A 14859-nucleotide genomic window follows, 5' to 3' on the forward strand; every position below is an offset into this window, starting at 1 on the left:
GAGGTGAGTGCCATGATTGAGTTTGGCTCGACCGCTGCTGTCCCAGTCACCATTCTTACCGGCTTTCTAGGAGCCGGTAAGACAACACTTCTAAACCGCATCCTGACCGGCAACCATGGATTGCGCGTGGCCGTTCTTGTGAATGATTTTGGATCAATAAACGTGGACGCCGACCTCGTGGTAGGTGTTGAAGATGACGTAATGAGTCTGGCGAATGGCTGCGTATGCTGCTCGATCCGAGATGACCTGATCGAAACGGTGGAGGCCGTTCTCGCGCGCCCGGAAAAACCGGAATACATCGTGCTTGAAGCAAGTGGAGTGTCGGACCCTTCGTCGATTGCGATGACTTTCACTGACCAACGGTTCCGGGACATGATCCGTTTGGACAGCATCATGTGCCTTGTGGATGCTGAACAAGTATTTGCTGCGCCCGAGCAGATGGAGCTGAAACTACGCCAGATCGCCTTCTCTGACATGGTTATCCTCAACAAGATTGATTTGGTTGACCGTACTACTGTTCAGAAGGTTCACGACTGGCTTGGATCAAGATTCCGTCGCTACCGACTTGTGGAGGCCGTTAACGCTGAAGTACCGCTCGACATCCTTCTGTCGGTGGGGCGTTTTGCCGCCAAGCAGCTAGATACCGAAGTACCAGATCATCACGAACATGGTCCCGGTTGTGGTTGTCCGAACCATGACCATTCTGCCCAGTTCACGACGACCTTCTTGCAATCCGAACGACCCGTCCCCTTGTCCGGACTGCGTGACGCGATCAAGCGTTTGCCTGGCGAGGTCTACCGGGTGAAAGGGTTTGTGCTATCCGAAGAGGATCCGGACCATCGGGTAGTAGTGCAAGTCGTCGGCAAACGCGTCGACATTGCAAGAGAGGAGCCGTGGGGTAACCGCAAGCCCGAAACCCGTCTGGTTGCAATCGGAGCACCTGGAGCGGTTTCAGAGAGTATGCTGGAGGACGTGTTTCTCGAGCCAGTCTGATTGCGTGTCGGATTCATGCAAGTCGATCTGGTGTGTGCTCGAAGCCCTAGTCGTCAGAATTCTCCTGTTGTGAAAAAGCGGTTCGCGCATGGGTCACGCTCACGCGCGGGCTGACCCGTAACCAACTGGTTGACCTTTGTGTCTTCGAACACCTAGCCCTCAAGGCACGGGCACCTTTGCTAAGAGCAACCATGACGTCCAGAGGGTTAACTTGACCGTTGGAAGGTACATAGAAAGCCGATTTCACATCGTCTGTTTCGCATGAATCAGGCATTGCGCAGTTGCTGAGCATTCGGTTTCGATGACATTGAGAGCAAATCTAGCGGCCAAAGTTTGGATTTACGCTCCTAGCCTGGTGGCTTCCAACTGGCCTGTCTCATTGCATTACCAAGGTCTTCCCCGTGTTTCGGATTTGCAAAAAGCTTCTCGAATAGCGCATCCACGCGACTGTCAGGCCAATCGCGTGAGAGTTGTTCCGATAGAGTCCGAGCTTCAGCCTGATTGCCCATCATCTGATGTGACGCAATTAGGTAAGCAACGGATACAGGTCCGACAGGGCCTCCTTTTTCCGTTGCTCGTTCAAAGGCTGACACGGCGCCTTCATAGTCCTTCATATGAAACTTTGCTGACCCCATCGCGTTCTGAAACACGTAACCCCGCTCTAGCTCGATTTTTGAGAGTGCGTCCTCGCTAATTTCTACGACTTGTTCAAATGAACCGGAAAAGAGCAGGACCAGCGACACGAACTCCAACACATGTACGTCGTGTGGTGCCAAACGCTGTGCTCTTTGTGCAAATTCTATGGCCTCAGGCCAGTTTCCCATTGCAAACTTGACCCAAGCCATTGCGGACTGGCTCCAACCCGTTTCCGGGGCCAACTCGATGGCCCTGTTGGCCCGAGCGTCGGCGTAGTTCAACATTTCCTTGGCTAGGTCGGCATCGGATGTCAGCACAGCAATTGTCGCAGCGACCTGCGCAGCGCCTGCATGGCCGCCGAAATAGCTGTCGTCGTTTTCAATTGCCCCCTTGAATATGGTTAAGGCCGCGTCAATACGCGCAGGTTCCAAGGCCGGGAAGATTAGATCACGACCAGTATTGGCTAGATTTACAGCCTGAAGACGCATAGGGGATGCATCAAAAATGGCGCTGCGCTCGTCACGACTCAGGCCATCGACTGGCGAAACGACTGGATCGGCTAGTTTTTTCGATAGCAACACAACAACAACTACAAAACAGGCTAGAACGAAGAGGCCGGCAACTCCAACGAAAGGGCGACGCCAAGTGTTTACTCTGATTTCCAGCCCAAACGGAGGAGGTTGAAGCGTCTCGGGCGACCTGACCAGAATCTCAGGAGCGTAGCCGCCCTTTGGCAGGTCGAATATCATGCCCTCTTCGAGACCATCTCCGGCATAGAATTCGGCAAGCTTGCGACGCAAGCGACCGGCGTCGACCCGAACGACGTTTTCACGGCGCGACATCTCTGACAGGGTCCCACCATAAACATCCATGGCGATGGTCTTGGCACGAATATCGTCAGCTCGACCGTTGAGCGATTCTTCGACCACATACACCAGAAAGTCCTGCAATCGCTGTGAACCCGCGAAAGTCGAAGACCTGACAAGCCGCTGAAGTGCCGCCCGCACATCTTTGGGAGCAGGTGACCCGCTCTCATTCAATTGAGTAGATGTGTTTTTGGATAATCCCATATTTTCAGAAAGTTACGCAATTGGTTACACCGTATTATGCCCCGATAAACCTTTTGTGAGAAGTGAATTCGGGGAAAACTCAGCGAAGTTTGTTGATCCATCGAATGAGCCATCGCAATTGGACGGTTACGCTTTTGATACCCTGTTTCCCGATCACCAATCCGCAATTGCGGATTTACGGCTCGTGGATACGGAATTCGATGAGATCTGCCGCGACTATCAGCTTCTTTGTGACGAGTTTCTGTCAATGAATATCGAGCCGGGAAGCCACTTGTATCAATTCGCCTGCGATATCCGCGATACCCTGGATGGTCTTCGGGATGAAATCACCCAATCGTTGCGGCGCGCAGGAAAGATGTAATCCATAGGGGAAGGGATACCGATGAGATCAATATTGAAACATGCCACAGCCATGGTGCTGATGGCTGGCGCGGGTTTTGCCCAGGATGCGCCTATCATCCATGATGGCGAGTTTGAGTTCCTACGCGCACAGTTTGGCGAGCAATGGGATGCGCAGGACTCCGAGATTGAGGCGAAACTTGCCGAGATCCGCGACGCCAATGGCGGCCAGCCGCCCAATATCCTGTATATCCTGATCGACGATGTCAGCTTCGGTCAAATGGGTAACCGGACGATGAACTACGTCACAGGTTTCGACACGCCCAACATCAACGACTTTGCCAACGAAGGCATGTCCTTGATGAGAATGTATACTGAGCCATCCTGCACACCGACACGAACTGCGATGTTGACCGGTCGTCATCCGGTGCGCGCCGGCGTTGAAGAGGTCAAAGTTGCGCTGGTTGGCGAAGGTCTTGCAGCTGAAGAAGTCACGATTGCCGAGATCCTGAAGGAAGAAGGATACAACACTGCTCATGTCGGGAAATGGCATCAGGGCGATATTGAGCAGGCTTACCCGCACAATCAGGGTTTTGACTGGGCCGCATTCCCTTTGCATCAGCAGGTTCAACTCAGCCTGATGACACGGGATGCGATGGTTGCCAACAATATGCTTGGCTTCCATCCGTCCGGACAGTCCAACCAATTCCAGCTGGATGAGCGATTCAAGCCCTATGGTCTGGTAACCGGCGTTGAAGGGGAAGCAGGTGGCCTTGCTCGCGAAGTCGACATGGCGCCGGGCGAAGAATGGACACAGGCTAAATACGAAGAAATGAACCTGCGCTATCAGCGTCAGGCACTGGAACAGCTTGACCGCCTCGCCTCGCAGGACGACCCATTCTTTATGCAATACTGGCCACTCTATCCGCTGAATTTTGCTTATCCGGATCAGGCCGTTTCCCGCAATGGTGGCTTCCATGCCGACAAGTTGCAGGTTCTGGACGGCTGGATCGGTGAAGTTCTGGCTAAGCTGGATGAAACTGGCAAGGCGGACAACACCATCGTTATGATTATGGCTGACAATGGCCTGATGTATCACTACGAAGGAACGTCCGGTCTGAACCAGTTGATTTATCGCGGCGGAAAGACGCAGCACCTTGAAGGCGGAGTGCGAACTGACGCGTTCATCCGCTGGCCTGGCGCTATCGAGCCAGGCAGTGCAGCAGGTGACATCGTACATGTCTCGGATTTGTTCACGACCTTCGCGCGGATCGCAGGCGCAACTGACCGCATCCCGCGCGACCGCGTGATCGACGGCATTGACCAGACGGCGCTGTTACTTGAAGGCGAAGGCAACTCGCGTCGCGACTACGTCTATGTGTACGAAGGGCCCGTATTGCGCTCAGTCGTGAAGCAAGAGTTCAAGATGCATTTGCCGGCCCCCGGTCAGCCCGGCGCTGCGGCCCCCGTGTTCAATGTCTATCGCGACCCGCGTGAAGAGCATCCGCTTGTCGGGTATTCACTATGGTCCGGTGCATCTTTCCAAGACATGGTGAAGCGCCATCAGAAAACCATTGCAAAGCACCCGCATCTGCCGCTGGGCAAGGGTGTGCCGTATGAAGGTATTGAGAATCTTCGTCCCGAAAGCGAGTTGACCCGAGAAGTCTTCTCCAGCTGGCAATGATGAAGGTAGACGGCGGCGAGAACCTGTCGCCGTCTAACTTGACCATCCAACTTCTCTTAGGTGTCTGATGTCACGCATCTTCCATTGTCTTGTTCCTCTGATCTATGTACTGCTCGTGGTAGGCTCTGCATCAGAAGCTGAGGAAAACGCGTCAAATCCTTTGGCTGCGGTTAACAATACCGACATTCGATATCAGTATTTTGATCTGGGAGGGGGTGCAGACCGTCAGGATGCCTTTGTCGACGGTGCATACATGTTACGCCCCGATCTAAAACTAAAATACGAGCTCCACTACAATTCAACGAATGCGACTGGTGAAAGGTTCGACGGGTTCGAAAAGACCAGCTTCAAGCTGATCTACTTTCCCTCACAGAAACCCTTGAATGACACCTGGAGCGTGAAGTCTGCACTTGGTTTGGAGTGGATCCTCGATTTTGGTGACCCCGACGAAGGCATCGGCACCGGGTCGGATCAGATAGCCCCATTTGGTGGGTTCGCTTTTGCAAACACTAATACTGGGCTGACTCTGATCCCTCTGGTCCAACACTTTGCTTCATATAACGGTTCGACCGATGTCAGCCAGACTGCGATGCGCCTTATTGCGCTTCAGCCATTTGGTGACGGGTATTGGGCCAAAGCAGATATCAAGGCGCCATACGATTGGGAAAATGACGCGTGGCCCGCGACCGCCGAATTCCAGATCGGTAAGAACCTCAGCCCTGGAATTGCACTCTACGCAGATGTGTTGGTCGGTATTGGTACTGACAGACCCTACGACCAAGGTGCCGGGATAGGTCTGAGGTTCAACTACTAAGCGCCGCCAATATGCAAGGAAAATCCGATGCTCCATCGCAGATCAATTAGCGCCCTCGTATTTCTGACCGGCGTATTATCTATGCCCGGGCTTTCCCGTGCTCAGTCTCTACCTGCGCCAGGTCAAAACGAAACAGGCTGGCGGCATGGAGCCTCATTCTATCTGTTCACACCCCTACGAACCACGGGTACGTCAACCGTGGCTGGACAATCCGCGGATTTGGATCTGGACCTTGGTGACGTCCTGGATGTGCTCGATTTCGCAGCAGCCGGCCGGTACGAGGCATGGAACGGGGATTTTGGCATCATCGTGGATGCAAATTATGTGGGGATCGAACAGGATTCCAATCTGCCTGGCCCTCTGGGTGCCGGGGTAAACGTGGACGTTCGTCAAAAATGGTTTGGTGTGCTTGGGGCTTACCGTATTTCAGATGGCGAATACGGCAGCAGCGGCCAGAGGTATGCAATCGATCTCCAAGGTGGTCTGAGGTACAACTCCATCCGTCAGGAAATCGACCTAACTACCCCAGGACCGGGGAACCCACCTACGTTGGGTGGAGATCAGGGTTGGATAGAACCAGTCGTCGGCATACGCGGGATGTGGCGGCTAAACCAGAAATGGACTGGGATTGGGTCCTTGGAACTTGGCGGTTTTGGTGCCGGTGGAAATGACCTCCAGATTGGTGCAAATGTTGGTTTCGACTATCAACCTTGGGAGAAGACCGCGTTCACGTTCGGGTATCGTTACTTTAGCGTCGACTATAGCGACACACTGAGTTCCGGTGAATTTGCCTATGACGTCGACCAGCATGGTCCATACATTGGTATCAAGTACTTTTTCTAACGAACGGGCGTGAAACAAATTCCATGAGAAACAATCGAATGGCGGTTAACACGACAATGCGCCGTGAACGGGCTGCGGTTCGCAAATGCCCGGCAGCTCAAAGAGGCCAACCAAAGGCAACGTTTCGCTGACACGAGCAGCGAACTCAGATGACACCACAATGCGGTAGTTCGTACGGCGGGTGATCGCTTCTAATCGCGCCGCGTAGTTCACGGCAGACCCAATCACGGTGAAGTCAAGTCTATTTACCGCGCCCACATTCCCATAAAGCACTTCACCAATGTGCAAACCAATCCCAAATGAAATCGGCGGATCTCCTACATTACTGCGGTCGGAGTTTAGTCGATCTACGTTTTCGCAAGCTTCACGCGCGGCATTTAACACCGACGAGCACACTTTCGAAGGATCATCGACGTCTGCCGGCAAAGCAAAAAACGCTAGAATGCCGTCTCCCAAAAACTTTAAAATTGTACCTTGGTATTTTTCAACCGGTTTGGCCATAGCGTCGAAAAACTGATTTAGCATTCCAATCAAATCGCTACTGGATAGTGCTTCGCTCATTGACGTAAATCCGGCAAGGTCGCAAAACCATATGATCCCGCTTTGAGTTTTACCGGACCCACGCGTGATTTCACCATTCAGAATGCGGGTACCGGCATCATGCCCCACGTAAGCATCCAAAAGATGAACAGCCGTTCTGCGAGCTGTGAGCAGTTCAACAACACATCCGAGTGCTGGCAAAAGTGATGCGATTTTCATGACGTGTTTTGGAGTGAAACCCGAGGGCTGATCTGTTGCGCAGCACAGAACCTGTGGACGATTTTGACTGAAGCGCAAACTCATAAAGACGGCATCTGTGGCGCCGTCTGACTTGAGGGATTGCCCAAAAGCATACTCAATACTCAAGTCATGCAGCCGTATCATCGGGACACCAGAAAGTATTTTTGGAATAGGACTATTTTTATAGCTATCCAATAGCTGTGCTCCATGAGGGCGGGCAAGGATTTGCGTACCCTTCTTTGCATCCCAGACATAGGTTTCAGCAAATAGTTCGGGGTGGAGTTGCTCCACCCCGACAAACATTTTGACAAGTGGGATATCGAGTGCGGTCAGACGGACATTCAGGGACTCTAACAGCTCACAAACGTTTGCCTTGTCACGACCAGCGCTCAATAGCCACTGGTTTACGGGCGACATCGCTTCGCTTGTTTCAGGAGAGATTTCCGGTAATTTTGCTTCTTGTTGCTGCATGCAGGTCAAGCCCCACGTTTTGACTTCACTATGGTTTGGCATTCGCATTAGGTTGACCAGAATTTTGTTCTGACGTTGAACCTATACTACCGCTGGACCAGTTGTTCCTCTGACGACGCACTCTAATTCGCAGCAGATACTGAAGTGATCTGGATCGTCTGACATAATATAATTGGTGAATCTTTCGCCTGCGAGTTTTCCAATGGTTGTTGCTGGAATGCGAATAGTGGTGAGCCCTGGCTCAACATCCGCGGACCCCTTGAAATCTCCAATACCGATGATTGACAGGTCATTAGGAACCTTCAAGCCAAGGTTTTGGGCCGCAAACAAAGCGCCCTGTGCGATGACGTCGTTTCCGCAAAGTAAAGCGGTAGGGCGAGTACGTTCAGTTAGAAGAGATGTGGCCGCCTGCTTAGCCTGAGATATGCTGTATGGGGCTTCAGAATCTCGTTCATTCGGAATGGAAATACCCTTTTCATAAAGCGCGTCACGTACGGCAGAAAGACGATTTTGCGCCCGGTCATTGTCTGTAGTTTTGGGAAAGATCAGCCCAATGTCACGGTGCTCCAATGCAAGCAGGTGTTCTGCCGCAAGGCGCCCGGCCAAGCGGTTGTCGGCTCCGACACACGGAAGCGGGCAGTCATTTGAGTAGTTCCATATAGCGAGCGCCGGTGTTCTCTGCTGCTTGATCAACTGAACAGTGGCTTTAGAATGCTCCAGCCCTACCAGCGCCACCCCGTCTATCCGATGCTCCAGCAGCTTGCGGACCATCGCGTATTCTCGGTCGAGATTATAACCGTGTGATGCCAGCAAAAGGGTAAACCCGGCACTGTCGATGGAATCTGAAAATGCCTGAATGACTTCGGCGAAAATTGCGTGGTTGATGGTAGGGACGACTAGACCGATTGTGCCTGACCTTTTGCCGTGCATCGTCTGCGCTGCTCGGTTTCGGATGTATCCCAACCTTTGCACTGCTCGGTTGATCTTCTTCCGAGTCGCAGGGTTGACCAGATTGGGGTGATTAAAGGTGCGGGACACCGTTGACGGTGACACTTTTGCGGCCTTTGCAACCGCTACAATATCCACCTTACCCTTTTGATAATTAGCCATAATATTCTTCCATTCGGTCGAATTTATGAAAACATTTGCAATACTATTTTCATCGCCTACCCTGATTTGTCAACAAAGTAAAAGTGTGGACCGATGGGTTGGGAGGCCCTGAATGGAATTCATTTATTACTTCGGAGACGTCTTCACACCGTTGTCGTTTTTGTTGCTGTTGGGCGGCACGATTGGCGGCCTGATCCTGGGGGCAACGCCGGGCCTGTCGCCGACAATGGCTGTCGCACTTCTGATCCCGTTTACTTTCCAGCTTGAGGCGGCGCAGGGTCTGATCCTGCTGGGGGCAGCCTATACGTCAACCGTTGCCGGAGGTGCCGTAAGTGCCATACTTCTGAAGATCCCCGGCGCGCCTGCAAATATCGCCACAACGTTGGACGGCCATACCATGGCAAAACAGGGGGAGGGTGCGCGGGCTTTGCAACTGTCTTTTCTGGCCTCGGCGGTTGGCGGTATTTTTGGCGTATTGCTGCTGATCTTCCTGACCCCGGTGCTGGCGAAATGGGCGCTGGCTTTTGGCCCGTCACACCTTTTCTGGCTGGCCATTCTCGGCGTGACCGTGATTGGCACGCTTGACTCCGCCTCGGTGGTCAAAGGCCTACTGTCGGGATGTATCGGGTTGTGGCTGGCCACAATCGGGTTCGACGACATCATGGGCGCGCAGAGATTCATTTTTCACCCAGCACTGGGTGGCGGCATCAACATAATCGCCGCGTTGATTGGCCTGTTTGCGATACCTCAGGTGCTGACGATGTTTGCTAAGGGTCGCAACAACACGGGCGCCGAGGTCATCGAAGTACAGCGTCACTCAGTCCTCGCAGCCTTCCGCGAACTTTTCAGTCGCACACGTGCGCTGAGCATCGGCACGCTGACCGGTTCGATCATCGGTCTTATCCCCGGCGTCGGGGGACAGATCGCGGGACTCGTGGCCTATGATCAGACCAAGAAATTCTCGGCCGAGAAAGACAAGTTCGGCACTGGGCACTCCGAGGGTGTGATTGCTGCGGAATCTGCCAACAACGCTATGGTCGGACCGTCGTTGGTTCCGCTATTGACCCTTTCGATCCCCGGCAGCCCGACCGCTGCCGTGCTGTTGGGTGGCTTGCTGATCCACGGGATCTTCCCGGGCTCGGATTTGTTCGACAATCATCCTGACGTCGCCTGGACCTTCATCAACTCGATGCTGATCGGCCAAGTGCTGATGTGCATCTTTGGCCTTTACGTTGCAGGGCTTGCGGCGCGAGTCGCACAGGTTCCGCAATCCGTCATGGCAGCTATCGTTCTGTCACTGTCGGTCTTTGGGGCCTATTCCGTTCAGGGCTCGATGGGTGACGTCTATGTCATGGCCTGTCTGGGCATCGGCATGTTCTTTCTGGAACGCTTTGGCTTCTCGGCCGCGCCGCTGGTGCTGGGACTGATCCTAGGACCCATCGCCGAAGCCAACTTTATCCAAGGGGGAATGATCGCTGACGCGACCGTCGGTAAGGCGTCGTACTTCCTGACCGGTGGGTTGAACCTGTTCCTGATCGCAGTGGTTCTTGCCTCGATCGCCTACTCAGCCTGGATGGAACTGCGAAGCCGCCGCTACACCACCAAAGAGGAGGCACAGGCATGAACCGCTCGCAGCACATATTCGGGTCGGGTATGGTATTTGCAGTCGGCCTTTGGGTGACCTGGGTCAGCTATACCCAGCAACCGGCCGAGGCATTCCTGTTCCCGCGTCTGATCGCAACTGTCTTTGTGGTGCTGGCCGGGTGGACATTTGGCAAGGCGGTCATGGGTTTGTCCAAGATCGGCAACGGCGTGACGCGGACAATGTTTGTGAACATGCTGCCCGGTCTTATCGTCACACCGATCTACGTGTTCTGGGCCGCAAAAACGCTGGGGTTCTACACCGCAACAACCATCGCTTTTTTCATCCTGCTGTCGATCTATGACCCCGCACCGCATTCCGAGGGCAAAACCTGGATCAAGCGCGGGATCATCACAGCAGTCTTTGTAACAGTGATGTACGGGCTCTTTGCGATGCTTTTGAACGTCTACACACCAAGAGAAATTCTGTTCTGATCCCGCAGGCGCGTGGTCGAACCAAATCAGGGAGGAAAGGGAAAATGAAAAGATTGATTGCAGGGGCAGCAATGGCTCTGGCGTGCCTGACGGGCGCGGCAACGGCAGAGGACTATCCCGAACGACCGCTGATGATGATGGTCAGCTACGGGGCTGGTGGGGCCACCGATTTCCAGGCACGGATTGTAACCATGACCGCCGGGAACGAGGATGCACTGGGAATGCCCATCGCCATCATCAACAAGCCCGGTGCGGGCGGGCGTGTCGGATGGAACTGGTTCGCAACGCAAGCTGATCCGGACGGCTACACTTTGGCGGCCTATAACGTGCCCCACTTCATCGCCCAGTCGATCAAGGGTGGTGTCGAGTATTCGGCGGACAGCTTTGAGCCTATTGCTAACTGGGGTGCAGACCCGGCGGTGTTCGTGGTTGGTGCGGATAGCGAGTTCAACTCGATGGAAGACGTCGTGGCCTACGCCAAGGAAAACCCGGGCAAGCTGACCGTATCCGGCGCGGGTCTTTTTGTGGGTCACCACATCGCGGCGCTGCAGATCGACAAGGCCGCCGGAACCAAGATGGCCTACATCCCGACCAAAGGCGGCGGAGCTGCGGCGATGAAAGCAGTGATAGCCGGCGAAGTCATGGGCGGCATCAACAATCTGTCCGATGCCTTCCGCGCGCAAGAGGCAGGTAACGTCAAAATCCTTGGCGTCGCCGATCTGGAGCGCAATGCGTTCCTGCCCGACGTTCCGACGATGATGGAACAGGGGCTGGACGTCGACAATTCCTCGGTCAACTTCCGCGGTGTAATGGTGCCCAAAGGGACGCCGCCAGAGGTGATTGAAAAACTGGCCGCCACCGTGCCCGAGATGTTCGCCAACTCGCGCGTCACCAAGAAGATGGAAGCGGGCGGCTCGCCCATGCACATCATGACACGTGACGAAGTGATCGAGATGTGGGCGCAGCGCCAACAGACGCTGAACGAACTGCTGGCTGGCCTCTGAACGACCCCCACCGGGGCGGGTCTGGTCCGCCCCGGAAAACACATCGAGGATGAACATGAACGCTCAGAACGAGATAGCCCCCGAGATCGCCGAAGTTGACCGGATCATGGCGCAGGCGCGCAAGGCGCAGATCGCCTATGAAGCCGCAGGCAGCCAGACACTTTATGACAAGGCGGCGCTGGCAGCGGGTTGGGCGATCATGGAACCCGCGCGCAATCGGGCGTTGGCAGAGCTGGCCGTGGAAACCACAGGGCTGGGCAATGTCCCTGACAAGATCACCAAGAACCATCGCAAGACCCTCGGCCTGCTGCGCGATATTGCCGAGGCAAAGACTTACGGCGTCATCAGTGACGATCCTGAAACAGGCATCACCGAAATCGCCCGCCCGATTGGCGTAATCGGCGCGGTCGTCCCGTCGACCAATCCCGCTGCAACTCCGGCCAACAACATTATCAATGCCCTGAAGGGCGGCAACGCGATCGTCGTCGCGCCCTCGCCCAAAGGTGTCGCATCCTGTGAGCTGCTGCTGAGTTTCATTCACGCCGAGTTTGAAAAGCTGGGGCTGGACGCGGATCTGGTTCAAATGCTCCCCGCGCCGGGATCGAAGGCCAAAACCCAACGGCTGATGGAAGGCTCGGATCGGGTTATTTGCACCGGCAGCCAGAATAACGTGCACCGGGCGCAGTCCTGCGGGACACCCGCCGTCGCGGTTGGTGCGGGCAACGTCACGGTGATAGTCGATGAAACCGCCGACTTAGCGGCCGCCGCAGCCAAGATCACGGCCTCGAAGTGTTTCGACAACGCGACCTCCTGCTCGTCCGAAAATGCCGTCGTTGTTGTAGAAGCGGTCTATGACGACTTTGTCGCCGCAATGGCAGCTGAGGGAGGCGCGCTGATTCCGTCCTCTGACGAAGCAGGGATCGTTTCCCGCCTTTGGCCGGACGGACACCTGAATCGGTCAGCCATCGCTCAGGACGCTGACAAGATGCTTGAGGCGCTGGGAATGGCCGGGAAAGTCCCCGAAGGCACCAAGTTTCTGGCGGTCGAAACCGACGGCATCGGCCCCAATCACCCCCTGTCCGGTGAGAAACTAAGCCGCGTTCTGGCCCTGTATCGGGCCTCAGACTATGCCGCCGCGAAAGCCACCGCAGCGCGCATTTTAGCCCATCAGGGGGCCGGACACTCGGTCGGCATTCACACCAGCGACGACACGCGCGCGGTTGAGCTTGGTCGCGACCTGCCGACCTGCCGGGTCATCGTCAATCAAGCGCATACATTTGCCACTGGTGGCAGCTTTAACAATGGCATGCCCTTTTCGCTTTCTATGGGATGCGGCAGTTGGGGTGGGAACTCAATCGATACCAACCTGCATTGGCGGCACTTCGTCCAAACGACCAAAGTCGTGCGTGAAATAGCCCCGCGCGAACCCGCGCTAGAGGATGTTTTCGGCGCGTATTGGCAGGAGACCGGGCAATGATGGAACCGCCAAAAGGCACAGTCCGCGACTGGCTGGACCGTAGGGCCGATCAGGGCGGAACCGGGTTTGTGTTCCCCGATGGCGCACCGGATCTGAGCTGGGCGGAGCTGAGCAGCTCGTCCCGAAACGTTGCAAGCATGTTGACCCGCTTGGGCGTGCAAAAAGGCGAGAGTGTCGCCCTTGTTTACCCTAACTGCCGCGAGGCGCTGATTGCCTTATTCGGCGTTCTGTGTGGTGGGTTCCGGGCAACCATGATCAATCTTGTTGCGGGCGACAGTGCCGTAGCCTACGCGCTTGAACACAGCGGCGCACGCTTTGCCTTTGTGCACCCAGATCAAACCGAGTTGTTTGACCGAACTGCCGATCCTGCAGTGACCACGGCCTTGCAGGTCACCGACGCCGGTGACGCCACTGCCGAGCTTTACGATTTGGCGCCCGATGATCACGCCCTGCTCATGTACACTTCGGGCACAACCGGCCGTCCCAAAGGTGTCGTTCACACCCATTCCAGCCTGTTGGCTGGAGGCTGGACCACTGCTATCGCGCATGAGCTGTCAGACACGGACCGTGGCTTCTGTGTTTTGCCGATCTACCATATCAACGGGCTTTGCGTGACGGTGATGGGAACGCTCGTCTCGGGTGGATCGCTGGTCATGTGCGAACGGTTTTCGGCAAGCCGGTTCTGGGACAACGTCGGGAAAACGCAAGCTACTTGGTTTTCGGTGGTCCCGACAATAATCTCTCATCTGCTGCATTCCGACAACAACCCGGATGCCCAGACACGACAGCAGTTGCGGTTCGGGCGGTCCGCGTCATCCGCGCTGGCCCCGGATGTGCAACGCGCATTTGAAGAGCGGTTCGAGGTTCCCATCATCGAAACTATGGGGCTTACAGAAACTGCGGCGCAGATCCTGTCAAACCCCCTTCCGCCAGGCGTGCGCAAGATCGGCTCACCAGGTGTTGCGTACGGAAATAACGCCGCGATTCTGGACCTAAATCAGCAACGGGTTCCACATGGGACTGAAGGTGAGCTGGTTATAAGCGGACCGAACGTCATGCTTGAATATCTCAAGAACCCGGATGCGACTGCAGGTACTTTTACAGCCGATGGCTGGCTGCGTACGGGTGATCTGGCGCGTATGGATGAGGATGGGTACGTCTATGTCACCGGCCGCCTGAAAGAACTGATCATCAAAGGCGGTGAAAATATCGCCCCGCGTGAGATCGACGAAGCGCTGTACTCCCATCCCGACGTTGTTGAAGCCGCAGCTTTTGCGCGCCCCTGTCGCAGCTATGGTGAAACCGTTGAGGCCGCCGTGAAAATCCGGGACGGATCCGAACTGACGTCGCTGACCCTATTGCAGATTTGCGAAACCAAGCTGGGTCGATTCAAATCCCCCGATCAAGTCCATGTCTTGCCGGAATTGCCAAAAGGGCCATCAGGGAAAATACAAAGAAACAGAATACTCGAGATTCTCAACGACAAGATCGGTGGTTCGACGATGTAACCCGCAGCAGTTTTTTTATTAACAAAACACTGCTGACCTTTTTTTCATTGTTGC

Annotated in this window: 13 protein-coding genes; 10 read left to right on the plus strand and 3 right to left on the minus strand. The window is 55.0% G+C overall.

From position 1 onward, the window contains the following. Positions 1 to 12 precede the first annotated feature (12 nt). Complete coding sequence (locus tag ACR0IV_RS19155) at positions 13 to 993, plus strand: CobW family GTP-binding protein (protein ID WP_170624858.1); 981 nt, start codon at positions 13 to 15, stop codon at positions 991 to 993. A 347-nt stretch (positions 994 to 1340) separates the two neighbouring features. On the opposite strand, the gene ACR0IV_RS19160 is transcribed toward ACR0IV_RS19155, so the two are convergent. Beyond that, positions 1341 to 2579 (minus strand): tetratricopeptide repeat protein, encoded by a 1239-nt coding sequence (locus tag ACR0IV_RS19160; RefSeq protein ID WP_170624859.1) that lies wholly within the window; start codon positions 2577 to 2579, stop codon positions 1341 to 1343. A gap of 106 nt (positions 2580 to 2685) precedes the next feature. On the opposite strand from ACR0IV_RS19160, the gene ACR0IV_RS19165 reads away from it, so the two are divergent. The 4 genes from ACR0IV_RS19165 to ACR0IV_RS19180 all read left to right on the plus strand — a co-directional run bounded on the left by ACR0IV_RS19165 (position 2686) and on the right by ACR0IV_RS19180 (position 6379). Further along, positions 2686 to 3060, plus strand: coding sequence for a hypothetical protein (locus ACR0IV_RS19165; RefSeq protein ID WP_170624860.1), 375 nt, complete (start codon positions 2686 to 2688; stop codon positions 3058 to 3060). A 33-nt stretch (positions 3061 to 3093) separates the two neighbouring features. Further along, positions 3094 to 4722: a sulfatase-like hydrolase/transferase gene (locus ACR0IV_RS19170; protein ID WP_480588552.1), complete on the plus strand. Its 1629-nt coding sequence runs from the start codon at positions 3094 to 3096 to the stop codon at positions 4720 to 4722. A gap of 67 nt (positions 4723 to 4789) precedes the next feature. Then, the gene (locus ACR0IV_RS19175; protein ID WP_170624862.1) at positions 4790 to 5536 is read left to right on the plus strand and encodes a hypothetical protein; all 747 of its coding nucleotides are present in this window, start codon (positions 4790 to 4792) and stop codon (positions 5534 to 5536) included. 219 nt (positions 5537 to 5755) lie between these two features. Further along, positions 5756 to 6379 carry a hypothetical protein gene (locus tag ACR0IV_RS19180; protein ID WP_480659625.1) on the plus strand — a complete coding sequence of 208 codons (624 nt, stop codon included), beginning with the start codon at positions 5756 to 5758 and terminating at the stop codon, positions 6377 to 6379. A gap of 45 nt (positions 6380 to 6424) precedes the next feature. Here the strand turns inward: ACR0IV_RS19180 and ACR0IV_RS19185 are convergent, their stop codons facing one another. After that, on the minus strand, positions 6425 to 7630 hold the full coding sequence (locus ACR0IV_RS19185) for an adenylate/guanylate cyclase domain-containing protein (RefSeq protein ID WP_170624864.1): 1206 nt from the start codon (positions 7628 to 7630) through the stop codon (positions 6425 to 6427). A gap of 81 nt (positions 7631 to 7711) precedes the next feature. Next, the gene (locus ACR0IV_RS19190; RefSeq protein ID WP_170624865.1) at positions 7712 to 8740 is read right to left on the minus strand and encodes a LacI family DNA-binding transcriptional regulator; all 1029 of its coding nucleotides are present in this window, start codon (positions 8738 to 8740) and stop codon (positions 7712 to 7714) included. 112 nt (positions 8741 to 8852) lie between these two features. Here ACR0IV_RS19190 and ACR0IV_RS19195 point away from each other — a divergent pair, with 112 nt between their 5' ends. The 5 genes from ACR0IV_RS19195 to ACR0IV_RS19215 are packed head-to-tail and all read left to right on the plus strand — an operon-like array spanning position 8853 to position 14805. Then, on the plus strand, positions 8853 to 10364 hold the full coding sequence (locus tag ACR0IV_RS19195; RefSeq protein WP_170624866.1) for a tripartite tricarboxylate transporter permease: 1512 nt from the start codon (positions 8853 to 8855) through the stop codon (positions 10362 to 10364). Beyond that, positions 10361 to 10816, plus strand: coding sequence for a tripartite tricarboxylate transporter TctB family protein (locus tag ACR0IV_RS19200; RefSeq protein ID WP_170624867.1), 456 nt, complete (start codon positions 10361 to 10363; stop codon positions 10814 to 10816). Before ACR0IV_RS19195 ends, ACR0IV_RS19200 begins: the two co-directional genes overlap by 4 nt. Positions 10817 to 10860: 44 nt before the next feature. Beyond that, a complete protein-coding gene (locus ACR0IV_RS19205) occupies positions 10861 to 11820 on the plus strand; it encodes a tripartite tricarboxylate transporter substrate binding protein (RefSeq protein WP_170624868.1) in 960 nt (319 codons plus the stop codon). Positions 11821 to 11875: 55 nt separating this feature from the next. After that, the gene (gene sauS, locus ACR0IV_RS19210) at positions 11876 to 13297 is read left to right on the plus strand and encodes an acylating sulfoacetaldehyde dehydrogenase (RefSeq protein WP_170624869.1); all 1422 of its coding nucleotides are present in this window, start codon (positions 11876 to 11878) and stop codon (positions 13295 to 13297) included. Then, positions 13294 to 14805 (plus strand): AMP-binding protein, encoded by a 1512-nt coding sequence (locus ACR0IV_RS19215; protein ID WP_170624870.1) that lies wholly within the window; start codon positions 13294 to 13296, stop codon positions 14803 to 14805. Before sauS ends, ACR0IV_RS19215 begins: the two co-directional genes overlap by 4 nt. The last annotated feature ends 54 nt before the right edge of the window (positions 14806 to 14859 follow it).

The sequence above is a fragment of the Ruegeria sp. C2 genome, assembly GCF_056537765.1.